The organism is Shewanella sp. 38A_GOM-205m (assembly GCF_000518445.1).
Taxonomy (GTDB): Bacteria; Pseudomonadota; Gammaproteobacteria; order Enterobacterales; family Shewanellaceae; genus Shewanella; species Shewanella algae.
This window is the reverse complement of sequence record NZ_JADP01000015.1, coordinates 68,776-93,973: the sequence shown is the minus strand read 5'-3', so window position 1 is coordinate 93,973 and position 25,198 is coordinate 68,776. Positions and strand designations below refer to the sequence as shown.

Here is a 25,198-nt window from a genome sequence, read left to right as displayed (position 1 = left end):
AAATATAGTTTCGCTGATGAGCACATCTCAACAACGTGAAGTCTGGACGGTTTTCAGACGTTTGCTGTCCTACCTCAAGCCTCTCAAAGGGGTATTTATCATCTCGATTCTGGCGTTGATCACCTATGGGGTTGTGGATGCTACTTTTATCGCTTTTGTGAAACCTTTTATTGATGAAGGGTTTGCCAATAATTCGGTCGTTGCCGGCGTGGAGCTGGGCACCTCCAAAGGGTTTAATGCCAGCTCGGATGTATTGACCATGGCCCCCTTCGTGGTAGTGGGGCTGTTCAGTCTTAGGGGATTGGCCAACTTTGTCTCTACCTATGGCATCTCTTATATCAGTGCCAAGCTTATTCAGGATATGCGTCAGCAGGTGTTTGAACACATACTGTCGCTGCCTGTCAGCTATATGGACAAGGAAAACACGGGTTCCTTGATCTCCAAAGTAACCTTCGACACAGAGCAAATTGCCAGAGCCTCCGGCAGCGCGCTGATCACTTTGGTGAGAGACAGTGTCACTGTCATAGGCATGCTGGGGTTGATGTTCTATTACTCCTGGAAGCTGTCGCTTTGCATTCTGATCATTGGTCCTTTCATCGGGGTGGTGATTGCCGTTGTCAGTCGCCGCTTCCGTAAAGTATCGCGGCAGATCCAGGGCGCCATGGGGTCAGTGACTGCAGTGACTGAGCAGATGATCAAGGGCCACAAGAACGTGTTGTCTTTCGGCGGTCAGAAGACTGAGGCCGAGCGTTTTGCCAAAGTTAACGATCAAAACCGCTATCAGAACATGAAGTTGGCAGCGGCCCAGGCCATCAGCCAACCGCTTATTATGATCATAGGTTCCTTTGCATTGGCCTTTGTACTCTATGCTGCGAGCTTTGACAGCCTGAAGGATGAACTGACCGCGGGTACCTTTGCCACTATCCTGGGTGCCATGCTCGCCATGCTGCAGCCCATCAAGAACCTCACCCGGGTTAACGCCGAGTTTCAACGCGGTATTGCTGCCTGTACCACAGTGTTTGAGTTGCTGGATACTCCGGGGGAGTCCGATAGCGGCACTCACACAGTAGAGCGGGTTGAGGGTAATCTGCGTTTCGATAACGTCAGCTTTGGTTATCCGGGGCAGGAGCGTCTGGCGCTTGAGAATATCGACTTTGAAGTGCGTCAGGGGCAGACTCTGGCGCTGGTGGGTCGCTCAGGCTCGGGTAAGTCGACCATCGCCAGTCTGGTGACCCGTTTTTACGCTGGACTGAAACAGGGGGAGATTACCCTGGATGATGTCAGTATTTACGACTATTCACTCAAGTGTCTGCGTAGCCAGGTCGCGTTGGTGTCGCAGCAGGTCACTCTTTTCAACGACACCATAGCCAATAATATCGCCTATGCCTATCCAGGCGAGGCGACCCGCGAACAGATAGAAAACGCCGCCAAATTGGCCTATGCGATGGAGTTTATCGAAACCTTGCCCCAAGGACTGGATACCGAGATAGGTGAAAACGGCGTGATGTTGTCCGGTGGTCAACGCCAGCGGATCGCCATTGCCAGAGCCATCCTCAGGGATGCCCCTGTGTTGATCCTCGATGAAGCGACCTCGGCACTGGATACCGAATCAGAGAAGGCGATTCAAAAGGGGCTGGATAACCTGCGCCGCAATCGTACCTCGATAGTTATTGCCCACAGACTGTCGACCATTGAAAGTGCCGATCAGATTTTGGTGGTCGATCAGGGCAAGATCCTCGAGCGCGGCACGCATCAGAGCCTGCTGGAAAAGGATGGGACGTACGCCAAGTTGTACCAGATGCAATTCGGAGGTTAAGTGGAAGCTCTGCTTAACCGTATCTGGTATCAGAAGCATTGGGGAAGGTGGTTGCTTTGGCCGCTTTCCTGGTTGTTTGCCTTGCTCAGTGGCCTGAGACGCCTGGGGTTTAAACTTGGGCTCAAGGCCTCGCAAGCTTTGCCCGTACCCGTGATCATTGTCGGCAACATTACCGTCGGCGGCAGTGGCAAGACGCCTACCGTTATCTATCTGATTGAGTTGCTCAGGCACTATGGTTACCACCCAGGGGTAATAAGCCGTGGTTATGGCAGTGGTCAAACCGAGCCGAGACTGGTGCCCCAAGGCGCCAATCCAACGGATTTTGGTGATGAGCCGGCGATGATAGTGGCCCGCACTCAAGTGCCTATGGCTGTGGGAGTGGATCGTATAGCCACCGCCGAGTTGCTGCTGGCGTCCGCTGATGTGGATATTATTATCAGCGATGATGGTTTGCAGCATTATCGACTGGCGCGGGATATTGAAGTGGTGGTGCTCGATGCCAGCCGCCGCTTGGGTAATGGCATGTTATTGCCTGCAGGTCCCTTGAGAGAGGGTGAATGGCGCTTGGAGAGTGCCGATTTCGTTATTCACAACGGTGAAGCCAGCGATACTGTCAGAGAGTTTGGTATGCAGCTCATTCCCGGTGCAGTACTGAGTGTCGCAGGGGAAAACCAGACTCAGGCCCCCACAGCGCCTATGGCGGTAAAAGCCATGGCTGGTATCGGTAATCCGGAACGTTTTTTTGAAACTCTCTCTCAGATGGGGTTCAAGCTCGAAGCTCAAGAGGTCTTTGCCGATCATCAGGCCTACAGTCTGGAGGCCTTGGCGCCACTTGGCGATGAACTGCCGCTGCTGATGACAGAAAAAGATGCGATCAAGTGTCGCGAATTTGCAAAACAACACTGGTGGTATTTGGCCGTCAATGCCAAGCTATCACCCCAATTCGATGCCCAATTGCTGACTCGGGTGCGAGAGGCAATGGCAAGCAAACAAAAGGCAAACCAAAAAGGACAGTCTGATGGCGTTTGATAAGAAACTATTGGAAATCGTAGCCTGCCCCATATGTAAAGGCAGACTGGAGTATGACAAGCAGGCACAGCAACTTATCTGTAAGGCAGATAGGCTGGCTTATCCTATCAATGATGGGATCCCTGTGCTGCTGGCTGACAAGGCCGAGCCTTGGCAGGAAAAGCAATAACAGCCCCTGTCCGATCCCCCCAATCCGCAACAGCGGATTGGGGTCTACATTTCTACTTCCCTCCCTGGCATCGTCTCCCTCTTTTGTATTAGTTGTTGTGTTTGGAAATTGTTAATTTCATTCATCAATTGTTTTTATCATTAAGCCTCTGTGGTATTAGTCTCTGAAAATGCGTTAAATAGCAGGGTTTTAGCCTAAGTGAATTTGCTTTAATCGCCATTCCCTAAGATACTAATAAGAATTTTCTGTGAACCACCACCAATTCTTGGAAGGGAGTCCTGTCCATGGAGCAACCTAAATTCAATCAATATGTTCTGCGGGTGCTGGAAGCTCATCCCGGGGAGCGTATTTGCTCGTTTGAATATGAGGGTAAAAAATACTGGCTCAAACAGGCAGAGACTCTTCAGGGGGCCATGCGGGTGTTGAAACCCAATCCTCAACTGGCGCTGGAAAAAGAGAAACAGACTCTGGAACATCTGGCCAGCCGCTCAGCTCCTGTGCCGCGCATTGTTCAGTCCGATAAGGGCTACTTTGTCGTGGAAGATGCTGGTGTGACAGTCAAAGACTGGTTGGCACTCAAATCGCAGGATCAGCAAGGCATGCAGCAGATCCTCAATGACAGCGCCGCTGCTTTGGCGGGTTTGCACAGTATGGGCTTGGCCCACGGCCGTCCGGCACTCAGGGATATCAGTTGGCAACAGGGACAGGTGACCTTTATCGACTTTGAAGCCAATCAAAAGGGTAAAGACATGCTGATGCAGCAGATAAGGGATCTGCTGGTGTACATTCACAGCTTATACCGCTACATGGGGCCGGCCAACGAAGCGATTGCCCAAGCGATAGCCAGTTATCGCCAAGCCGGTGGTGAAGCTATCTGGCATGAGACCAGAAGTTTCCTGGTCAGTTGGCAGTGGCTCTATCTGTTGCTGAGGCCGTTTCGCGATATAGGCGGCCGTGACCTCAAGCCCATCTATTGGGTGTTGTGGCATTTTCGCAATATTCCTGCCTGAACCTTGCCGAGTCAATATACGCCTACAACTGAGAGGGCCGTTATTCCTCGGTTAATCCCTGATACAGGGTTTTAACCCAGCGCTCCTTTGGGATGAACTGCCAGCCCCATTCCCGCCATGCTTGGGGTAGTTCTGTGGCCTGCATCTGCTCGAGAGTCATGCCGCGCTGCTTGCCCTCTTTCATCCAATTGATGCAGTCATCCAGCATATGTTTGAACCTCAGGAGATCGGCCTTGTTGGCCAGTTCACCATGACCTGGAATAACCAAGGTATCCTGATCTATGAGTTCAAGCACGGCCGCGACATTGTCTCTGTAGCCGATGACCGAGCCGCCGTGGTCGAGATCGATAAAAGGAAACCTGTCTTTAAAGAAGAGATCGCCCATATGCACCAGTTTGCGATCCTGCCACAGCACCAGGGTGTCACCATCCGTATGCCCTGGGCCCAGATGAATAAGTTCCAACACCTGGTTGTTGAAGTGAATTTTCAGTCCCTTGTCATAGGTGATAACCGGCAGAGCCTTCTTTTGGGGTTCCTTCTCACTCAACCGCTTGAGCACATTCTCGTGGGCAAGAATGTTGGCGTTTTGGCCAAAGTACAGATTGCCCCCGGTATGATCGCCGTGAAAATGGGTATTGATGACAAAAGCCGGATGGCCCGGCTTGAGACCCTGTAATACCGCAGAAATCTTCTCTGCCAGCGGCGCAAACTGGTCATCTATAATAAGCAGTCCATCCTCCCCGGCGCTGACACCTATGTTGCCGCCGGCGCCTGTTAACATATAGCGACCTGGCAGCAGTTCATGAGTGGTTATCTTGACCTCGGCATAGGGATTCTCGGCATAGGAACTCCAAATAGTTGAGTGCTGGGATAAAGCTAGTTCGCTATTGATGTCCGGGCAATAAAAAAGCTGCAATGGCAGCTTTTTTATCTGTTCTGCGGTGTTTTTCGGCTCAGGTCCAGGGCAGCAGGCGCTGACTGAGTTTGAGCGATTGCCCGAGCCTGATGGCCGCATTATGACGCAGGCGGAAGAAGGCCTGGTAACACAGGGGCACCAAATAGAGACTGGTCAGGGTGGAGAAACTCAAGCCGCCTATGATGGCAATCGCCATAGGTGAGTATGGCGGGCCACCGCCGCCTATCTGAGTGTCTCCCAGCGCCAGAGGAAGCAGGCCCAGAACTGTGGTCCCAACCGTCATCAATACCGGCCGCAAGCGGGTGACACAGACAGAGGCGATGACCTCAGACAACTGCTCCACTGGCGGCGTCATCTGATTGATTTGATCCACCAGCACTATGCCGTTGTTGACCACTATCCCCATCAGGATCAGTATGCCTATCATGGCCATCACGGACATAGGCGTGCCGCTCAGCCACAGGGCCCAGAATACCCCTGTGATGGAGAAGAGTATGCTGGTAATGATGGCGCTCGGCAGCAGCAGCGACTCAAACAAAGCCGCCATCACTATATAGATCATGGCAATCGCCAACACCATGTTGATCAGCATGACTGACTCTTCCTCGTCCTGACGTTGAAAGCCGCCTCTGAGTGAGTAGTCATAACCATGGGGGAAGTTGACATGCTTGAGCGCCGCCATGATCTGTTTCTGCGCCTCTTCCATGCTGAGATCTTCAAGGTTAGCGCCTATGGAAAGTGCCGTCTGGCGATCATAGTGACGAATGACATCGAATCTGGGGACAATTTCCACCTTGGCCAGACTCTCGAGCGAATAGACCTTGTTGTCCTGCCGCACTATGGGCAATTGTTTTAGCCGCTCCAGCGACTGACGCCAATCACGTTCAAAGGCCAGTTCGATTCTGAGCTCACCACTGGGATCGTGGCGAAATGAACGCAGTGCCGCGCCCCGCAGTGCCAGGGAGATACTGCCGGCAATATCCTTGATGCTCAGCCCCAGGCGGGCGGCCAGCTCTCTGTCTATCTGTACTATCACTTCCTGCTGGGCACCGTTGAGCTCTGAGCGCACATCATGCAGGCCCTCTATGTTGGAGAGCAAAGGGATCACCTGTTCACTGAGGCGAATCAGCTCTGAGGTGGATCGCCCGGTCAGTGTGACTCTGACGCCGGACTCATCGCTGCCCCAGCCAAACTGAGGCTTGGCAATGGAGAACTTGGGAAATCCTTCGCGGATCCGCTTTTTCAGCTCGGCGACATCTTCCTCCAGATCCGGCTTCAGCAGTATGGTGGAAGATGCATCCTCGGGAGAGTAATAGCTGTAGACGGCATCTATGTGGAACTCTTCCTTATGGGCATAGAGGTAGTCTTCCATCTGGCTGACCATGGCCTCGGTGACCGCCAGGCTGTGACGTCCTTCCAACTGGTAGTTGATGTAGAAGCGCTCCTTGCTTTGGCTGTCCTGACTGTCCTGTTTCACCAACGACAGCGGCAGGGCGGTTGACAGCAACATCAGCAGTGCCAGGCAAGTAGCGGTTTTCGGGTGCTGCAATATCCAGTTGAGACTGGTGTGGTAAGACTTCTGCAGCCGTGACGCTTTCTCGACCCGCTCAAACCTGAGTTGCAGTTTTGACAGCATCAAGGGGATCAGTGTCTTGGCCACCAACAGCGAGGCTGCCAGCGAAATGCAGATGGCGATGGCAACATGTTCGAGGAAGATGGTCAGCTCCACTTTGACCCCGAAAATATTCGGCAGGAACACTATCGCCGTGGTCAGGGTGCCGGCCAGCACCGCCAGCGCCACCTTGTCGACCCCGTTGAGGATTGCCCGATCGCCAGTGTTGTTGGGGCTGTCATCTGTATTGTGACCGGCAGCGCCATGTTGCTGCTCCTGCAACACACTCTCTGTGACCACCACGGCATTATCAATCAGCATACCTATCGCCAGCAGCAGCCCCATCATAGAGAGGATATTGAGGCTGTAGCCGAGAAAGTACATGCCGGCCAATGTCATACAGATGGAGATGGGCACGGAGGAAACCACCACCAGGGTCATGCGCAGGTTACGCAGGAACAGGTACAGCACGGCAAAGGAGAGCAGGGCGCCCAGCAGGCCGGACATCAACAAGTCCTTGAGTGACGATTTCACTCCATGGGCCTGATCTTCCATGATAAACAGCTTGATCCCCTGAAATTGCTTATCCTCTCTGGCGGCCTCAATCACTTTAAGCACCCTAGCCGAAACCTCCACCAGATTGGCACCGGATTCCTTGAACACATCCAGGCCGACGGCATATTTCTTATCCAGATGGCGGCCCTCGGTGGCTTCAGGCAGGGCGAAATTGACTTCGCTGATATCGCCCAGGGTCAAACCCGGCAGCAATACCAGCGCCTTGATCTCTTCGAGATTACGGAACTCGCCCTTGGGAGACACCTGATAGACCCGGCCGTTGTCCCTCAGGTTGCCGCCGCTTATCACAAAGTTTTCTGCCGCCAGACGCTTGTGAATGGCGGGAACACTCATGCCACTGGCGGCCAGGCGCTGGGCATCGAGACGTATCTCTATCTGTTTTTGCTCCACGCCATAGAGGGTGACCTTGGAGACGCCTTCCACCCGCTCCAGTGGCCGTTTGAGCTGTTTTTCCAGCAGATCGAAGGCGCCGGAGAGTTCCCGCTCACTGGAGATCCTGATATTCAGCATAGGCATGTCGGCAGTGGAGAACTGCATGATAAACACCCGCTCCACATCGGTTGGCAGCAGATGGCGCACCGCATCCACCTTTTCCCGCGCTTCCAGGCTGCGGGCGGCGACATTTTCACCCCACTTCATTCTCACTTCTATCTCGCTGCCATCCTGGCTGGAACGTGAGCGCAGCTCATCGAGTCCACCCATGGTGGCGAGTGACTCTTCCAGGACATTGGTGATGTCGCGTTCCACTTCCGCCGGAGAGGAGCCTTTGTAAGGCACCTGGATGAAGATCCGCGGTATCTCTATCCCGGGGAACATCTCCAACGGCAGCAAGCGGCTGGCGGCCAGACCAAAGAGCAGAATGGCCACAAAGAACATGCTGGTGGTCACCGGGCGCTTAAGCGCCAGTTTGGTCAGGTTCATGCGCCTTCTCCCATGGTGGCCGGCTCGGCGTACTGTTTGCGGTCGAACAGGGCATAGAGCACAGGAATAACCACCAGAGTCAGCAGAGTCGACAGGCTGAGGCCGAAAATGACAGTGATCGCCATGGGGGCACGCACTTCACTGCCGTCCCCTAAGCCTATTGCCATGGGCAGCAGCCCCAGATTAGTGGTCAGTGTGGTCATCAGTATGGGTCTTAAACGCGATGCTGCCGCTTGCTTGATGGCGTCGAGACGTTGTTTGCCGCTTTGCCTGAGCTGATTGATCCTGTCTACCAATACTATGGCGTTATTGACCACTATCCCGGCGAGCATGATAAGGCCGATAAAGACGATGACAGACAACTGGGTGCCTGTTATCGCCAGGCCGTAGATACTGCCGCTCAGTGCCATGGGTACAGCCATCAGGATAAGCAAGGGGTGCAGCAATGACTCAAACTGACTGGCCATCACCAGATAAACCAGGAATACCGCCAAGATCAGCGCTATCTTCAGCGATTGGAACGAATGCTCCATCTCTTCATTCTGACCGCCGAATCGGCTTTGCACTGAGGCGGGTAGTGTCAGTTGGCTGAGAATGCGTTTGGCACTGGCCACCGCCTGATTAAGATCGCCATAGGCCAGATTGGCCGACACTATGGCTACCCGCTGCTGGCTGATGCGATTGATTGCCGAAGGTCCCAGAGTCAACGAGACATCGGCCACGGCGCTCAAGGGGATGGGCTGCGGGCTGGATGGGTTGATCAGCATGGCATCGATATCGCTTATCTGATTGCGTTCATCCAACTCGCTGCGCACTAAAATATCTATCTTGCGCTCCCTGAGAGTGTATTTGCTGGCTACGGTACCGCCAACCCGCTGGGCTATGCTGGTGGCCACGGTTGGTGCATCCAGGCCAAGGGCGGCCATTCTGGCGTGATCAAAACGGATACTCAGCTCCGGCTGACCGTCACGCAGGCTGCTGCTGACATCGACAAAGCGGGGATCGCCCTCCAGCGCCTTAACCAGTGAAGCGGCCGAGGTTTTCAACTGTTCCAATTCATAGCCGGACAACTCTATCTCCAGCGGAGTCTTGAAGCTGAACAGCTCGGGATATTGGATCTGCGCTTCCAGCTCGGGAATAGTGCGCAAAGTGCTGCGCAGCTTGGCGGCAACTTGGTCAAACGCGCGGTGATCGGCCAGCACCACCTGCAGACGCCCCCAGTTTTCGCCGCCGCGCCGGGTATCCGAGGTCATAAGACCACCGCTGCCGGCCTGGCTGTATGCGTGTTTCACTTCCTCTCTGTCTTTGATAGCCAGCGCCAGACGCTGCAATACGGCATCGGTTTGGCTCACCTCACTGCCGGGAGGCAGCAGGATTTCCACATAGAATTCGCCTTGATTCATCGGTGGGATCAGCTCCATTCCCAGGCGGCTCATCAAGACGCCAGAGATGGCGGTGACCGCAATGGCCAGCGCCAGAGTGATGCCTCGGAACTTGAGTGCCAGGTTCAGCAGCGGCCGATAGCCATCGGCCAGCCAGCCGTAGCAAAGGTTAAACAGTCTGGACAGTGGCTTCATCACCAGGGATACCAGCCACACCAGCAGCCGGGTGACGATTAATACCAGCGTCAGCAGCAATCTTGGCAGATAGCTGAGCAGCAACAGGAAAGGGAAGGTAAACACAGTGGCGCTGTAATGCTTGAGCTTGCCAAGCTTACCCGCCGGAGGCTGCGGTTTGTCCCGCTTGACCAGTTCCGGCAACATTGTGAAGCCTTCGCGGGAAGCCAACATAGGAATCGAGGTGAGGGCAACCAGCAAAGAGGCCAGCAGGGCGAAAGTAACGGTCAGGGCTTGATCGGCAAACAGGGCTCCGGCAATGCCGTCGACAAATACCAAGGGCACAAATACCGCCAGCGTGGTCAGGGTAGAGGCAAAAATCGCCCCGGCCACCTCTTTGGTTCCTGTGATGGCGGCCTGACGGCGATCCATCCCCTGAGCCTTGCACCTGTCGATGTTTTCCAGCACCACGATGGCGTTATCCACCAACAGCCCCACCGCCAGCGCGATACCGCCGAGCGACATGATGTTAAGACTGATATCGGCAAAATACATCATGTTAAAGGTGGCTATCACAGAGAAGGGGATAGAGATGGAGATGATCAGGGTAGGGATGATGTCTCGAAGGAACAGGTAGATCACCAGCATCGCGAGCAGACTGCCGATAAGGGCTGATGAAGTCACTTCACTGACGGCGCTTTCGATAAACTCCGACTGATCGTAAATTATCTCGGGCACTGGCGTGGCGCTGTCTTTGGCCTCGGAGCGCATCTGTTGCAACTGGCTCTTAAGCTTACTGGCTACGGCTACCGTATTGGCATCGCCCTCCTTATAGATGGCGAGCTCAATGGACTCCTTGCCGCCGATGCGAGTAATATCGCTGCGCTCTTTAAAGGCATCCGTGACCTCGGCTATCTCGCCAAGACGTACCAGGGTATTGCCCTTTTGATAGACAATCACATTGGCCAGCTCATCGAGGGAGTGAAACTGGTTAACGGTGCGCACCAGATATTCGCGGTCGCCCTGGATCACCTTACCGGCAGAAAGGTTGACGTTTTCTTCACTGATACGGTTGCGAATGGCTTCGCTGCTGAGATCCAGCTGTGCCAGTTTCTCTTGATTGAGCAGAATATGCACTTCCTGCTCCAGTCCGCCGGAAAGGCGCACGGCAGCGACTCCGGAAAGCGACTCGAGATCCCGCTTAAGCTCCTCTTCGGCATAAGTCCGCAGGCGCTTGAGCTCGGCTTCTGTGGCCTTGGGGGCCGGCAGTGCCAGGCGCATGATGGGATCGAGATTGGGATTAAAGCGCAGCAACAAAGGCTTTTTCACATCCAGCGGCAGTTCTATGGTGTCGAGTTTTTCCCGCACATCGAGACTGGCCATATCCATCTCTGTGCCCCATTCAAATTCGAGCACCACATCGGACATACCGGAACGGGAAATCGAACTTATCTGCCTCAGCCCTTTAACAATACCGACCGCTTCCTCGATAGGTTTGGAGATAAGCTGCTCTACCTCCACGGGTGCCGCGCCCTCGTAGAGGGTACGTATGGTGAGTGTGGGGTAGCTCAAGTCGGGCAACAGCTTTACCGCCAGACGGGAGAAACCCACCATGCCGAACAGGATAACGGCCAGCATAAACATCCAGACGGTCACCGGACGCTTGACCGAAGTGGTAATAATAGACATAAGAGGTGGTCCTTGTGACAGTTAGTTGGCCTTGGCCAGATCCAGCGGAGCTATCACTTCCACCAATGATTGATCCTTGAGATTGTGTTGACCGCGAACCACCACCTGCTCACCCGGACTGATGCCTTCGGTGATTTCCACTTTATCATCCTGGCGGTAACCCAGTTTGACCTCGCGGCGCTGCGCCTTGCCCTCTTCGATAACATAGAGCGCCTTGCGATCATCCTGATTGATGACGGCGTTATAGGGCACCACTATCACATTATCGTGGGTGTCGTATCTGAGTTCGACCCGGGTAAACATCCCGGCCTTGAGACTGGCATCCTGATTGGGGATCGAAAGGGTTACCTTGAAAGTGCCGCTGGTGGCTTCCACCACAGGGCTTATTCTGAGTACCTTGGCCGCCACTTGCTGCTGGCGGGAACTGATAACTTCGGCTTCCTGACCTATGCGCAAACTGCTCAGTTGCTGCTCCGGCAGATTGACTATGCCGTAGAGCTCATCCTGATTGACCAGATAGAACAGCTCTTCAAACTCTTTGGCCATATTGCCCTGTTTGACAAAACGTTTGGCGACCACGCCATCTATGGGAGAGCGGATTTGGCTTTCTTCCACCTGCAGTTTGGCCAAGTCCCGACGCGCCTTGGCCGCTTGCAGGTTGAATTCCAGTTTGGCCATGGCATCGGCACTGACAAACTCACGGTTATTCATTTTCTTCAGCCGGTTGAGCTCCTGCTCGATGATTTGCACCTCGGCTTCGGCCTTATCCAGTTCATAACGTTGACGACGGGAGTCTATCACCGCCAGCAACTGTCCCTTGTTGACTCTGTCACCTTCCTCGACTTGCAGAGTTTCTATCAGCCCGGCAATACGGCTGACCACATGGGCTTCTTGTGGCGCTTCCAGTGTGGCTGTGGTGGCGTAGAAGGAGGAAACCTGGCCTTGAGTCACTATGCTGGTCTCGACCGGAATGGCAAAGGCTTGTTGTTCTTCTTCCTGCTGCTGTTCGCTGCAGCCGCTGGCCAGAGACCCAAGCAGCAAAGCAGTGCTCAGGGTGTAGGTGAGGTTACGCTTCATGTGAAAGTCCTTATCTTGATCTTTGTTGCGATAAAGCAAAACCAATGCCAATTTTAAATATCCTTTTAAAACAACAGTTAGTGATATTTTGGTGTCTACCTCATTGAGGTGTTTGATGCCGATGTAGCAAAAAAGTTTATTTTGTGATGATTTTCACCAATGCTGCTCAGTATAGCGTCTGCGCAAGCGGCTGAGTTGAGGCCTGGGAAGTGACCGCACTGCGCTGAGCTGACGGTGTAATACAGTTCACGGCAAGCGAGGGAATCACTCATTCGCTAAAGGCGGCGCTATTGAGGCTTGGTAACATGAAGTGGGCACTAAGGGTTGGCGGCATTAAGAGTTAGTGGCGGTAAGAGTTAGTGGCATTAAGAGTTGTACAGGATGCGGCTTTAGCGGGTGAACCGGCTTTTGAGAGGTGAGACAACAGCAAGTGAGCTTAAGAGATAGTGGGTTAGGTGAGGGCCAATTTGCAGAACAAGGCTAGCAGCCGGTTATCGAAAGTGAAGCCTGGCTGGTTGCCCCTTGATCATGCGACATGCTTGAACACAAAAAAGGCGCCTTGGGCGCCTTTTTTCAATGAGTTAGACTTAGCGTTGTCAGACTCAGCGTTTATCCAGTTCCACGAAGTCGCGGGATGTGGCACCTGTGTAGAGCTGGCGTGGACGGCTGATCTTGTGACCAGGTTGATCCAGCATCTCTTTCCAGTGAGCAATCCAGCCAACGGTGCGGGCCAGGGCAAAGATAACGGTAAACATGGAGGTTGGAATACCAATCGCCTTCATGATGATACCTGAGTAGAAGTCGACGTTTGGATAGAGCTTCTTGGAGATGAAGTACTCATCTTCCAGCGCGATACGCTCAAGTTCCATGGCGACATCCAGCAGAGGGTCGTTAACCTTGAGTTCAGCCAGCACTTCGTGACAGGTTTCACGCATCACTTTGGCGCGTGGGTCAAAGTTCTTGTAAACCCTGTGACCGAAGCCCATCAGACGGAAAGGATCATCCTTGTCTTTGGCGCGTTCGATAAACTCAGGGATGCGATCCACAGTGCCGATTTCTTCCAGCATACGCAGACAAGCTTCGTTGGCACCACCGTGGGCAGGTCCCCACAGAGAAGCGATACCGGCAGCGATACAGGCAAACGGGTTGGCACCCGAAGAGCCCGCCAGACGCACGGTAGAGGTTGAAGCGTTCTGTTCATGGTCGGCGTGCAGGATAAAGATGCGATCCATGGCACGTTCAACTATCGGGTTCACCTTGTACTCTTCACAAGGTACCGCGAACATCATCGACAGGAAGTTACCGGCATAGCTCAGATCGTTGCGTGGATACACGAACGGCTGACCTATGGAGTACTTGTAGCACATGGCGGCAATGGTCGGCATCTTGGAAACCAGGCGGAAGGCTGCAATTTCACGATGACGGGCATCGTTGACATCCAGAGAGTCCTGATAGAAAGAAGACAGGGCGCCTGTTACGCCACAAAGCATGGCCATTGGGTGAGCGTCACGACGGAAGCCTCTGAAGAAGAAGGCCAACTGCTCATGCACCATAGTGTGAGTTTTAACTGTGTAGGCAAACTTCTCATACTCTGCCTTGGTTGGCAGCTCGCCGTACAACAGCAGGTAACAGAGATCCAGATAGTCGGATTCTGTCGCCAGTTGATCTATCGGATAGCCACGGTGCAATAATACGCCCTGTGCGCCATCGATATAGGTAATTGCAGATTCACAGGAGGCCGTCGCGAGAAATCCTGGATCAAAGGTAAAGTAGCCTTTACTGCCGAGTTTACTGATGTCGATTACGTCGAAACCAGCAGTTCCTTGTTTCACTGGCAGTTCAATCGAGTCGTTCCCTGGTAATTCCAATTTGGCTTTTAAATCAGCCATACCCCGTTCTCCTTACTTCATTCTTATGTGAGTGCGGCATGTCAAACGGCCATTACTTTACAGCCAATCTAGATCACATTTCAATTTAAATAAGCGTTTAAATTCGTTAGACCATGGTATAGGTAAGACCAATTTCCCTGATAACACCAGCACTTATCCTGAAAAAAGCTCAAAAAAACAAAATTTGGATAATGTGATGTTTGTATTTGACATTTACGGCGAGTATACTTGCTCCGGCTCGCAAGAGCTGCAAACGGCGGGCTTGGTTAGCATATCACTAATTAACTAATTTTGTGTGTTGTCAACAAGTTAGCTTTTTGTTTCAACTTTCTTTTGTGAAACCCTTCTCTGTGACTTCAGTCACGGAACTGTGTAAGAGCAAAATCGGTTCACATAACAAAAAAAATGCTCAATGGAGCTGAGTGAGCAGAACGTGAAAAAGCAAAGACCTGTCCATTTAGATCTGCAGACCATTCGCTTCCCGGCGACTGCAATTGTGTCCATTCTGCACCGGGTTTCCGGTGTCATCATGCTGTTCGCTGTTGGTATACTCCTGTGGTTGCTGAATGCCTCGCTGGCGTCGGCCGAGAGTTTCCAAGGCGTACAATCTCTGTTAGACAACTTCGTGGTGAAGTTTATCCTGTGGGGCATTCTGACCGCACTGGCTTACCACTTGCTGGGCGGCTTGCGTCACCTGGTAATGGATACCGGTCGTTGGGAAGAGTTACCTTCGGGTAAAGCATCGGCCAAGGCAGTATTTGTCCTGACCGCAGTGTTTTCTGTATTAGCGGGGATCTGGGTATGGTAACCAATGCAGCGAGTTTTGGACGCAGTGGTGTTCATGACTTCATCCTATTACGCGCAAGCGCCGTCATTCTGGCCGTTTACACTATATTCCTGGTCGGATTCGCAGCTTGCAGTTCACCTCTCACCTACGACGTCTGGCATGGGCTGTTTGCTTCACTGCCGATGAAAGTCTTTACTCTGTTGGCGCTGATTGCGCTGCTGATCCATGCCTGGATCGGTATCTGGCAGGTACTGACAGACTACGTCAAAAACGTAGCACTGCGTGGGGTTTTACAGTTTGTCTTTGTCGTGACCGCCTTTGCTTATCTGGCGTCAGGCATAGTAATAGTGTGGGGTGTTTAAGTGGCTATTCCAGTACGCGAGTTTGACGCTGTCGTGATTGGTGCCGGTGGTGCCGGCATGCGCGCAGCACTGCAGATTTCCCAAGAAGGCAAGAGCTGTGCGCTCCTGTCCAAGGTTTTTCCTACACGTTCTCACACGGTTTCGGCTCAGGGCGGGATCACTGTTGCTCTGGGTAATGCCCACGAGGACAACTGGGAACACCATATGTACGACACGGTAAAAGGTTCCGACTTCATCGGCGACCAGGATGCCATCGAGTACATGTGTCAGACCGGCCCCGAAGCGGTTATCGAGCTGGAGCAGATGGGTCTACCATTCTCACGCTTTGAAAACGGCACTATTTATCAGCGTCCTTTCGGCGGTCAATCCAAGAATTTCGGTGGTGAGCAGGCGGCCCGTACCGCGGCTGCAGCTGACCGTACCGGCCACGCTCTGCTGCACTGCTTGTACCAGCAGAACGTTAAGAACAAGACTCAGGTATTCTCCGAGTGGTATGCCCTGGATCTGGTTAAAAACGAAGACGGTGCCATCGTAGGTTGTACTGCAATCGAAATTGAAACCGGTGAAATCGTTTACTTCAAAGCCAAGGCCACTGTATTGGCTACCGGCGGTGCCGGTCGTATCTTTGCCTCTACCACCAATGCCCACATCAACACAGGTGATGGCGTTGGTATGGCTGCCCGTGCCGGGGTTCAGCTGCAGGACATGGAAATGTGGCAGTTCCACCCAACCGGGATTGCAGGTGCAGGTGTTCTGGTGACTGAAGGTTGTCGTGGTGAGGGCGGTTACCTGCTCAATAAGGACGGCGAACGCTTCATGGAGCGCTATGCGCCCAACGCCAAAGACCTGGCATCCCGCGACGTGGTTGCCCGCTCCATGATGACAGAAATTCGTGAAGGCCGAGGTTGTGAAGGTCCTATGGGCCCACACCTGAAGCTGAAGCTGGACCATCTGGGCAAAGAAACTCTGGAAGCGCGTCTGCCTGGCGTATGCGAACTGTCCCGTACCTTTGCTCACATAGATCCCGCCGATGGCCCAATTCCGGTTATCCCAACCTGTCACTATATGATGGGTGGTCTGCCAACCAAGGTATCCGGTCAGGTGATCCACAAGAACGCCGATGGTACTGAAGAAGATATCAAGGGCCTGTTCGCCGTGGGCGAAATCGCCTGCGTATCGGTTCACGGTGCCAACCGTCTGGGTGGTAACTCACTGCTCGACTTGGTGGTGTTCGGTCGTGCGGCCGGTCAGCATCTGGGTAAAGCGCTGGATGAAACCGCAGATCCCAAGGCTGCGACCGAAGCCGACATACAGAAGTCTCTTGAGCGCCTGAATCGTTGGGAAAGCAATAAAGACGGTGAAGATCCAGCGGTTATCCGTAAAGATCTGCAGATGTGCATGCAGCTGAACTTCTCGGTATTCCGTAGCGGTGATGCCATGGCAGAAGGCCTGAAAGAATTGCAGAAAATTCGTGAGCGTCTGGCCAATGCCAAGCTGTCTGACAATTCCAGAGAGTTCAACACTCAGCGTATTGAGTGTCTGGAACTGGATAACCTGATGGCGACAGCAATCGCTTCTGCTTACGCAGCCAACTTCCGTACCGAGAGCCGTGGTGCTCACAGCCGTGAAGACTTCCCTGAGCGTGATGACACCAACTGGCTGTGCCACAGCCTGTTTGACCCTGTCAACGAAACCATGTCCACCCGTGAAGTGAACATGGCGCCCAAGACACGTGAAGCCTTCCCGCCTAAGAAGCGTACCTACTAAGGAGTTGCGAAGATGAAATTGGATATTGCAGTTTATCGCTACAATCCTGATGTAGATACCAAGCCCTACATGCAGGATTACAGCCTGGAAGTGGCTGAAGGTTCAGATATGATGGTGCTGGATGCCTTGCTCAAGCTTAAAGAGCAGGACCCAAGCCTGTCTTTCCGCCGCTCTTGTCGTGAAGGGGTTTGTGGCTCCGACGGCATGAACATGAATGGCAAAAACGGTCTGGCCTGTATCACGCCTGTGTCTACCTTCAAAGGCAAGAAGATTGAAATCCGTCCTCTGCCCGGTATGCCTGTGGTGCGTGACCTGGTGGTTGACCTGAGTCAGTTTTACAAGCAATACGAGAAGATCAAGCCGTACCTCATCAATGATGAGAAGAAGCCGGCCCGTGAACATCTGCAGTCACCGGAGGAGCGTGCTCACCTGGATGGCCTGTATGAATGTATCATGTGTGCCTGTTGTTCTACGGCTTGCCCATCATTCTGGTGGAACCCGGACAAATTTGTTGGCCCCAGTGGTCTGCTGCATGCCTATCGCTTCCTGATAGACAGCCGTGATACTGCGACCGAAGAGCGTCTGAGCGAGCTGGATGATGCATACAGCGTCTTCCGTTGCCACGGCATCATGAACTGCGTGGATGTTTGTCCGAAAGGCTTGAACCCAACCAAGGCCATCGGACACATCAAGTCCATGTTGCTGAAGCGGGCTGTATAAATGCAAGACGACGAGCTTAATCCAATAACTACATAGGCTCGTAGGGAGTCACTTTCTCTGGGCAGGAAGTGGCTCTTTTGTGTGTAAAGGACTACAAAAGGCCGTAACATCCGGATGTCCCAGGGGCGGCTGAGACCCTGCCAAGGCAGGGAAAATATGGCTAAGCACGTGTATCAAGTTTGAAAGGATAAGAAATGCACCAAGGCAGCATGAAAGCCTGGCTCGAATCATCTCACTTGAGTGGGGCGAACTCGACCTACGTTGAAGAGATGTATGAAGCCTACCAAGAAGACCCCACCTCGGTATCTGATGACTGGCGTGCGGTGTTTGAGCAACTCCCTCCCGTGAACGGTGCCTCTGCTGATGTACCCGAAGCTTCTCACTCCAAGATCCGTGACTATTTTCGTTCTCTTGCACAGGAAGGCCGCAGCAAAGGTACCAGCCGTGTGTCCGATCCTGATGTGGATGCCAAGCAGGTAAAAGTTCTGCAATTGATCAACGCCTACCGTTTCCGTGGCCACCAGAATGCCAATCTGGACCCACTGGAGCTGTGGAAGCGCGACACAGTTGCTGAATTGGATCCGGCTTTCCACGGCCTGAGCGGCGAGGATATGGAGCGGGAGTTCAACACAGGTTCTTTTGCTTATGGCGGTGATACCCTGAAACTGGGTGAGCTGGTGAAGGCGCTCAAGGCGACTTACTGCGGCTCTATCGGCGCCGAATATATGCATATCACCGACACCGAGGAGAAACGTTGGATCCAGCAACGTCTCGAACCTTCACTGGGTAAGGGCAGCTATGATAAGGCCGTCAAGACCCGGATCCTTGAAGGATTGAATGCCGCCGAAGGCATGGAAAAATATTTGGGTGCCAAGTTCCCCGGTGCCAAGCGCTTCTCTCTCGAAGGGGGCGACTCGCTGGTGCCTATGATGCGCGAAATTATCTATCGCGCCGGTGAAGCGGGTACCAAAGAGATAGTCGTGGGTATGGCTCACCGTGGCCGTCTTAACGTTCTGGTTAACATTCTGGGCAAGCGTCCTGCCGAACTCTTTGACGAGTTTGCCGGCAAGCATCATGAGACGCTGGGTTCAGGGGACGTTAAGTACCATCAGGGCTTCTCTTCCGATTTTGAAACACCCGGTGGCAATGTCCACCTGGCTTTGGCGTTTAACCCTTCACACCTGGAAATCGTTAACCCGGTAGTGATGGGTTCGGTACGCGCCAGACTGGATCGCCGCGGCAGCGAAGATGGCCTGCAGGTAATGCCTATCACCATCCATGGTGACTCGGCCATTGCCGGACAGGGCATAGTGCAGGAGACATTCAATATGTCTCAGACCCGTGGCTTTAAAGTCGGCGGTTCTATCCGCATCGTGGTGAACAACCAGGTGGGCTTTACCACCTCCAACCACCAGGATGTGCGCTCAACCGAATACTGTACCGATATCGCCAAGATGGTGCAGGCGCCGATTTTCCACGTCAACTCTGACGATCCAGAAGCTGTGGCTTTCGTATCTCAGCTGGCGGTGGATTATCGCAACACCTTTAAGCGTGACGTCGTTATCGACCTGGTGTGCTACCGCCGCCATGGTCACAACGAGGCCGATGAGCCAAGCGCGACTCAGCCACTGATGTACGCCAAGATCAAGAAGCACCCAACGCCACGTAAGATCTACGCCGACAAGTTGATTGCCGAAAATAGCATTGCGGCCGACGATGTCACCGCCATGATCAACAGCTATCGTGATGCGCTGGATCAAGGGGATTGTGTGGTCAAAGAGTGGCGTCCAATGACGCTGCACACTGTGGACTGGACTCCTTATCTCAACCGCGAGTGGGATGAGTCTTTTGAATCCGGTATGACCCGCGAACGTCTGCAGAATCTGGCCGACAAGATAAGTTATGTGCCGGAGAGCCATAAGCTGCACTCCCGCGTGGCCAAGATATATAACGACCGCGTTGCTATGGCCAAAGGCGAGAAGCTGATGGACTGGGGCTTTGCCGAGACTCTGGCCTATGCCAGCATCCTCGAAGACAAGCAAAGAGTCAGGATCACGGGTCAGGACTCGGGTCGTGGTACCTTCTTCCATCGCCACGCCGTGCTGCACAACCAGAACGATGCCACTACTTACCTGCCGCTGCGCCATGTGGCCGAAGAGCAGGGCCCTATCGACATCACTGACTCAGTGTTGTCTGAAGCCTCAGTGCTGGCGTTCGAGTACGGTTATGCCACTGCTGAGCCAGGCGGCCTGACTATCTGGGAAGCCCAGTTCGGTGACTTTGCCAACTGTGCCCAGGTGGTTATTGACCAGTTCCTGTCATCCGGTGAGCAGAAGTGGGGCCGTCTGTGCGGTTTGACCATGTTACTGCCTCACGGCTATGAAGGTCAGGGGCCGGAGCACTCCAGTGCCCGTTTGGAGCGCTTCCTGCAGCTGTGTGCCAACCACAATATGCAGGTGTGTGTGCCTTCGACTCCGGCTCAGGTTTACCACATGCTGCGTCGTCAGGTGGTGCGTCCAATGCGTCGTCCGCTGGTGGTAATGTCTCCCAAGTCGCTGCTGCGTCATCCGCTGGCAGTGTCTTCCATGGATGAGCTGGCCAATGGTCAATTCCAGAACGTTATCGGCGAAATCGATACATTGGATGCCGCCAAGGTCGATCGCGTGGTGTTCTGTAGCGGTAAGGTTTACTACGAGCTGCTGGAACGTCGCCGCAAAGAGAATATCGATAACGTCGCTTTGGTGCGGGTCGAGCAGTTGTATCCCTTCCCACACGAAGAGATGGCAACAGCACTGAAAGACTATCAGCATGTGACCGACTTTGTTTGGTGTCAGGAAGAGCCTCAGAACCAAGGTGCCTGGTATTGCAGCCAGCATCACTTCTGGGCAGCCATTCCCAAAGGTGCCCAGCTCAGCTACGCTGGCCGTGACGCCTCTGCAGCGCCGGCCTGTGGCTACCCTGAGTTGCATACGCATCAGCAGGAATCACTGATCACTAGCGCATTAAAACTGAAGTAATAGAAATTTATACAAAAAGGAAAGCTTTCCATGAGTATCGAAATCAAGGTACCTGTACTGCCCGAATCTGTTGCCGACGCGACTATCGCCACTTGGCACGTTAAGCCTGGTGAGCCGGTTTCCCGTGATCAGAACCTGGTTGATATTGAAACAGATAAAGTGGTGTTGGAAGTTGTAGCACCCGAAGATGGCCAGATCAGCGAACTGCTGTTCCAGGAAGGGGATACCGTCCTGGCAGAGCAGGTTATCGCCAACTTCGTCGCCGGCGCGGTTGCCGGCCAGGAAGTGAGCAAAGAGCAGGCTGAAGCCGCTGCGCCAAAGGCTGAAGAAGCCGCGGCAGAAGGCAACGATGCCCTGAGCCCATCAGTACGTCGCCTGATAGCCGAACACAACCTGGATGCCGCTAAAATCAAGGGCACAGGTGTAGGTGGCCGTATCACCAAAGAAGATGTGGAAGCCTTCGTTAAGTCCAGCTCTGCCAAGCCAGCTGCAGCTGCTGCCACAGCACCTGTGACCCTGGCGGGCGATCGCAGCGAGAAGCGCGTACCTATGACGCGTCTTCGCAAGACTATCGCCACTCGTCTGCTGGAAGCCAAGAACTCCACCGCCATGTTGACCACCTTCAACGAGGTCAACATGAAGCCTATCATGGACATCCGTAAGAAGTATCAAGAAGTCTTTGAGAAGAAACACGGCATCCGTCTTGGCTTTATGTCTTTCTATGTGAAAGCCGTAACCGAAGCGCTGAAGCGTTATCCAGAAGTCAATGCTTCTATCGATGGCAGCGACATCCTGTACCACAACTACTTTGATGTCAGCATCGCCGTTTCCACGCCTCGCGGCCTGGTAACGCCTGTACTGCGCGACACAGATACCATGAGCCTGGCCGATATTGAAAAAGCGGTTCGCGAACTGGCTATCAAGGGCCGTGACGGCAAGCTGACAGTGGAAGATATGACAGGTGGTAACTTCACTGTGACTAACGGCGGAGTGTTTGGCTCCTTGATGTCGACGCCTATTCTTAACCTGCCACAAAGCGCAATCCTTGGCATGCATGCCATCAAGGACCGCCCAATGGCAGTCAATGGTCAGGTGGAAATCCTGCCCATGATGTACCTTGCTCTCTCATATGACCATCGCATCATTGATGGTCGTGAGTCAGTTGGCTTCCTGGTAACCATTAAGGATCTGCTGGAAGACCCAACTCGTCTGCTGCTGGACTTGTAAGCGCCGCCAGACAATAACCTCGTGACTGGCCCCTCGGGGCCGGTTGGATTTAAAACGTAGTATACGGATAGATCATCATGAATTTGCATGAGTATCAGGCAAAAGCCCTATTTGCCGAATATGGTTTACCAGTGTCAGAAGGCTATGCTTGTGACACAGCTCAGGAAGCTGTTGAAGCAGCCGGTCGCATTGGCGGAAACATGTGGGTAGTCAAGTGCCAGGTGCACGCTGGCGGCCGCGGTAAGGCAGGTGGCGTTAAAGTTACTGGCGACAAAGAAGAGATCAGAGCCTTTGCCGAACATTGGCTGGGCAAGAATCTGGTAACTTATCAGACTGATGAAAAAGGTCAGCCGGTTGCCAAGATCCTGGTTGAAAGCTGCACTGATATCGCCAACGAACTCTATCTGGGTGCCGTTGTCGACCGTGGCACTCGCCGCGTCGTGTTTATGGCTTCTACCGAAGGTGGTGTGGAAATCGAAAAGGTGGCCGAAGAGACCCCTGAGCTGATCCACAAAGCCATTATCGACCCTATCACAGGTCCTCAGCCTTACCAGGCGCGTGACCTTGGCTTCAAGCTGGGTCTGAACCCAACTCAAATCAAGCAGTTCACCAAGATCTTTATGGGTCTGGCGACCATGTTCCTGGAGCATGACTTTGCCCTGCTGGAGATCAACCCTCTGGTGATCACCACCGAAGGCAACCTGCACTGTCTGGACGGCAAGATTGGCGTAGATGGTAACGCTCTGTTCCGTCAGCCAAAGATCAAAGACATGCACGATCCTTCACAGGATGACCCACGTGAAGCCCACGCCGCCAAGTTCGAACTGAACTATGTGGCGCTGGACGGTAACGTAGGTTGCATGGTCAATGGTGCCGGTCTGGCCATGGGTACCATGGATATCGTTAACCTGCACGGTGGCAAGCCAGCCAACTTCCTCGACGTAGGTGGCGGCGCGACCAAAGAACGTGTTGCCGAAGCCTTTAAGATCATTCTGTCTGACAGCAATGTGAAGGCCGTTCTGGTGAACATCTTCGGTGGTATCGTGCGTTGTGACATGATCGCCGAAGGTATTATCGGTGCCGTGAAAGAAGTCGGTGTGAAAGTGCCTGTGGTTGTGCGTCTGGAAGGTACCAACGCCGAGCTGGGCTCTAAAGTACTGGCCGAATCAGGTTTGGATATCATTGCTGCGACAAGTCTGACCGACGCTGCTCAGCAAGTAGTTAAAGCTGCGGAGGGCAAATAATGTCTGTTTTAATCAACAAAGATACCAAGGTTATCTGCCAGGGTTTTACCGGCGGTCAGGGTACTTTCCATTCTGAGCAGGCGATTGCCTATGGTACTCAGATGGTCGGCGGTGTGTCTCCAGGTAAAGGCGGCACCACTCACTTGGGCTTGCCAGTATTCAACACTGTGAAAGACGCTGTTGCCGCCACCGGCGCCACTGCATCTGTTATCTATGTACCTGCGCCTTTCTGTAAAGACGCTATCCTGGAAGCCATAGATGGCGGTATCGAGCTGATCGTTTGTATCACCGAAGGTATCCCGACTCTGGATATGCTGCAGGTAAAAGTGAAGCTGGAAGAAACCGGCGTGCGCATGATTGGCCCTAACTGCCCCGGCGTTATCACTCCCGGCGAATGTAAAATAGGCATCATGCCAGGTCACATCCACAAGCCAGGTAAAGTAGGTATTGTTTCCCGCAGCGGTACTCTGACTTACGAAGCCGTAAAGCAGACTACTGACGAAGGTTTCGGCCAGTCTACCTGTGTGGGCATTGGTGGTGACCCAATCCCTGGTACCAACTTCATCGATGTACTGGAAATGTTCCAGAACGATCCTCAGACAGAGGCCATAGTGATGATTGGTGAAATCGGCGGTACCGCCGAAGAAGAAGCGGCGGCTTACATCAAGGCCAACGTCACCAAGCCTGTGGTCTCTTACATCGCCGGTGTGACTGCACCAGCAGGTAAGCGTATGGGCCATGCCGGCGCCATCATTGCCGGTGGTAAGGGGACTGCTGCCGACAAGTTCGCCGCTCTGGAAGCCGCGGGCGTGACTACCGTACGCTCGCTGGCCGAAATCGGCAGCGCGCTGCGTGAGAAGACCGGCTGGTAAGCACAGTCGTTAAGCTCACAAAAGGCGCCGCAAGGCGCCTTTTTTGTTGGCTGCTGTGATGAAGCTCAGATGCCCCCGGCTGGATATTTGATTGGGAAAAGGTTAGATTGGGGCTAGGCTATCCCTTCGGGGAGTCTTGGTGCATTAATGCACTAAAAAATTAAAAAATTCAAATTGTTATCAATCATCTTTCTCTGGGTTGTGGGTTTGTTGTTATCAGGAGCCGGGTAATGGGTTGCGCCAGAGCAGCCACTGGCGCGGGTATCCGGATAAACCCAGAGGGTTTGATGCAGTGTTAACACAGACTTCAGCGCCGTATTGGTTCGCCCGATGCGGCGCTGAAGTGCAATTCGGGGGCGAAAGACCTCGAGATAGTTGATTCAAGCTGAATGAGTCTGAAACGCCTGTCAGGCGATTTTCAGCGATTGGGTATTGGTGTCAACCCTCAATGGGGGAAGGGATGACCCGATGTGGGGCCGCTCAGGCGGCTTTTCTGAAAAGTAGAGGATTGCTGTGAGTACACAACCTAATATCGTAATTTCTGAAGTGGATCTGGAGCGCCTGGAGCGTTTACTGGATTCATTGCCGGCCAATGCCTTTCCTGGCCATCAAGCGCTTGAGGCTGAGCTGGAGCGGGCGGAAATCAGGCCATCCAAGGAGATGCCGGACAATGTGGTGACCATGAACTCTGAAGTTCGTTTTCGTATGTCTTCCTCCAATGAAGAGTTCACCTTGCGCCTGGTTTACCCAAAAGATGCCGATGGCAGTGCCGGTAAAATTTCAATTCTGGCTCCGGTTGGCGGCGCCTTGTTGGGCTTGGCCCAGGGTGATGAAATTGAATGGCCGGGCCCGGGTGGCGGCACAGTGAAAGTGCGGATTGAAGAGATTATCTATCAACCGGAGCGCTCAGGTGATTTTCACCGCTAAGCACCGGAGCCGGTA

At 53.4% G+C, this 25,198-nt stretch carries 18 protein-coding genes; 13 read left to right on the top strand and 5 right to left on the bottom strand.

Annotation, left to right across the window (positions count from 1 at the left end):
* Positions 1-16: 16 nt before the first annotated feature.
* From msbA to N512_RS0111935, 4 genes are all read left to right on the top strand, one after another.
* Entirely contained in the window at positions 17-1,816 is a 1,800-nt protein-coding gene (gene msbA / locus N512_RS0111950; RefSeq protein ID WP_028780481.1) for a lipid A export permease/ATP-binding protein MsbA, read from the top strand.
* On the top strand, positions 1,817-2,845 hold the full coding sequence (gene lpxK / locus N512_RS0111945) for a tetraacyldisaccharide 4'-kinase (protein ID WP_028780480.1): 1,029 nt from the start codon (positions 1,817-1,819) through the stop codon (positions 2,843-2,845).
* Complete coding sequence (locus N512_RS0111940) at positions 2,835-3,014, top strand: Trm112 family protein (RefSeq protein ID WP_025011023.1); 180 nt, start codon at positions 2,835-2,837, stop codon at positions 3,012-3,014. The genes lpxK and N512_RS0111940 overlap by 11 nt, the downstream gene beginning before the upstream one ends.
* 284 nt (positions 3,015-3,298) lie before the next feature.
* The gene (locus tag N512_RS0111935) at positions 3,299-4,024 is read left to right on the top strand and encodes a phosphotransferase (protein WP_028780479.1); all 726 of its coding nucleotides are present in this window, start codon (positions 3,299-3,301) and stop codon (positions 4,022-4,024) included.
* Between the two features lie 40 nt (positions 4,025-4,064).
* On the opposite strand, the gene N512_RS0111930 is transcribed toward N512_RS0111935, so the two are convergent.
* The 5 genes from N512_RS0111930 to N512_RS0111910 all read right to left on the bottom strand — a co-directional run bounded on the left by N512_RS0111930 (position 4,065) and on the right by N512_RS0111910 (position 14,260).
* A complete protein-coding gene (locus tag N512_RS0111930; protein ID WP_037474882.1) occupies positions 4,065-4,940 on the bottom strand; it encodes an MBL fold metallo-hydrolase in 876 nt (291 codons plus the stop codon).
* A 37-nt stretch (positions 4,941-4,977) separates the two neighbouring features.
* Positions 4,978-8,049, bottom strand: coding sequence for an efflux RND transporter permease subunit (locus N512_RS0111925; protein WP_028780477.1), 3,072 nt, complete (start codon positions 8,047-8,049; stop codon positions 4,978-4,980).
* A complete protein-coding gene (locus N512_RS0111920) occupies positions 8,046-11,294 on the bottom strand; it encodes an efflux RND transporter permease subunit (RefSeq protein WP_028780476.1) in 3,249 nt (1,082 codons plus the stop codon). The genes N512_RS0111925 and N512_RS0111920 overlap by 4 nt, the downstream gene beginning before the upstream one ends.
* Before the next feature lie 21 nt (positions 11,295-11,315).
* Positions 11,316-12,371 carry an efflux RND transporter periplasmic adaptor subunit gene (locus tag N512_RS0111915; protein WP_028780475.1) on the bottom strand — a complete coding sequence of 352 codons (1,056 nt, stop codon included), beginning with the start codon at positions 12,369-12,371 and terminating at the stop codon, positions 11,316-11,318.
* Positions 12,372-12,973: 602 nt separating this feature from the next.
* Positions 12,974-14,260 carry a citrate synthase gene (locus N512_RS0111910; RefSeq protein ID WP_025011018.1) on the bottom strand — a complete coding sequence of 429 codons (1,287 nt, stop codon included), beginning with the start codon at positions 14,258-14,260 and terminating at the stop codon, positions 12,974-12,976.
* Positions 14,261-14,672: 412 nt separating this feature from the next.
* Here N512_RS0111910 and sdhC point away from each other — a divergent pair, with 412 nt between their 5' ends.
* The 9 genes from sdhC (at position 14,673) to rnk (ending at position 25,183) form a co-directional block, all read left to right on the top strand.
* Entirely contained in the window at positions 14,673-15,068 is a 396-nt protein-coding gene (sdhC, locus tag N512_RS0111905; protein WP_025011017.1) for a succinate dehydrogenase cytochrome b556 subunit, read from the top strand.
* On the top strand, positions 15,062-15,409 hold the full coding sequence (sdhD, locus tag N512_RS0111900) for a succinate dehydrogenase, hydrophobic membrane anchor protein (RefSeq protein WP_025011016.1): 348 nt from the start codon (positions 15,062-15,064) through the stop codon (positions 15,407-15,409). Before sdhC ends, sdhD begins: the two co-directional genes overlap by 7 nt.
* Positions 15,410-17,176, top strand: a complete 1,767-nt coding sequence (gene sdhA / locus N512_RS0111895; protein ID WP_028780474.1) for a succinate dehydrogenase flavoprotein subunit — start codon at positions 15,410-15,412, stop codon at positions 17,174-17,176.
* Positions 17,177-17,188: 12 nt separating this feature from the next.
* A complete protein-coding gene (locus tag N512_RS0111890) occupies positions 17,189-17,896 on the top strand; it encodes a succinate dehydrogenase iron-sulfur subunit (protein ID WP_025011014.1) in 708 nt (235 codons plus the stop codon).
* A gap of 194 nt (positions 17,897-18,090) precedes the next feature.
* Positions 18,091-20,913, top strand: a complete 2,823-nt coding sequence (sucA, locus tag N512_RS0111885) for a 2-oxoglutarate dehydrogenase E1 component (RefSeq protein WP_025011013.1) — start codon at positions 18,091-18,093, stop codon at positions 20,911-20,913.
* 30 nt (positions 20,914-20,943) lie between these two features.
* Positions 20,944-22,140 (top strand): 2-oxoglutarate dehydrogenase complex dihydrolipoyllysine-residue succinyltransferase, encoded by a 1,197-nt coding sequence (odhB, locus tag N512_RS0111880; RefSeq protein WP_028780473.1) that lies wholly within the window; start codon positions 20,944-20,946, stop codon positions 22,138-22,140.
* A gap of 77 nt (positions 22,141-22,217) precedes the next feature.
* Positions 22,218-23,384, top strand: a complete 1,167-nt coding sequence (gene sucC / locus N512_RS0111875) for an ADP-forming succinate--CoA ligase subunit beta (RefSeq protein ID WP_025888715.1) — start codon at positions 22,218-22,220, stop codon at positions 23,382-23,384.
* Positions 23,384-24,256 carry a succinate--CoA ligase subunit alpha gene (gene sucD, locus N512_RS0111870; RefSeq protein WP_025011011.1) on the top strand — a complete coding sequence of 291 codons (873 nt, stop codon included), beginning with the start codon at positions 23,384-23,386 and terminating at the stop codon, positions 24,254-24,256. The genes sucC and sucD overlap by 1 nt, the downstream gene beginning before the upstream one ends.
* Positions 24,257-24,769: 513 nt before the next feature.
* On the top strand, positions 24,770-25,183 hold the full coding sequence (gene rnk, locus N512_RS0111865; protein WP_025011010.1) for a nucleoside diphosphate kinase regulator: 414 nt from the start codon (positions 24,770-24,772) through the stop codon (positions 25,181-25,183).
* Positions 25,184-25,198 lie beyond the last annotated feature (15 nt).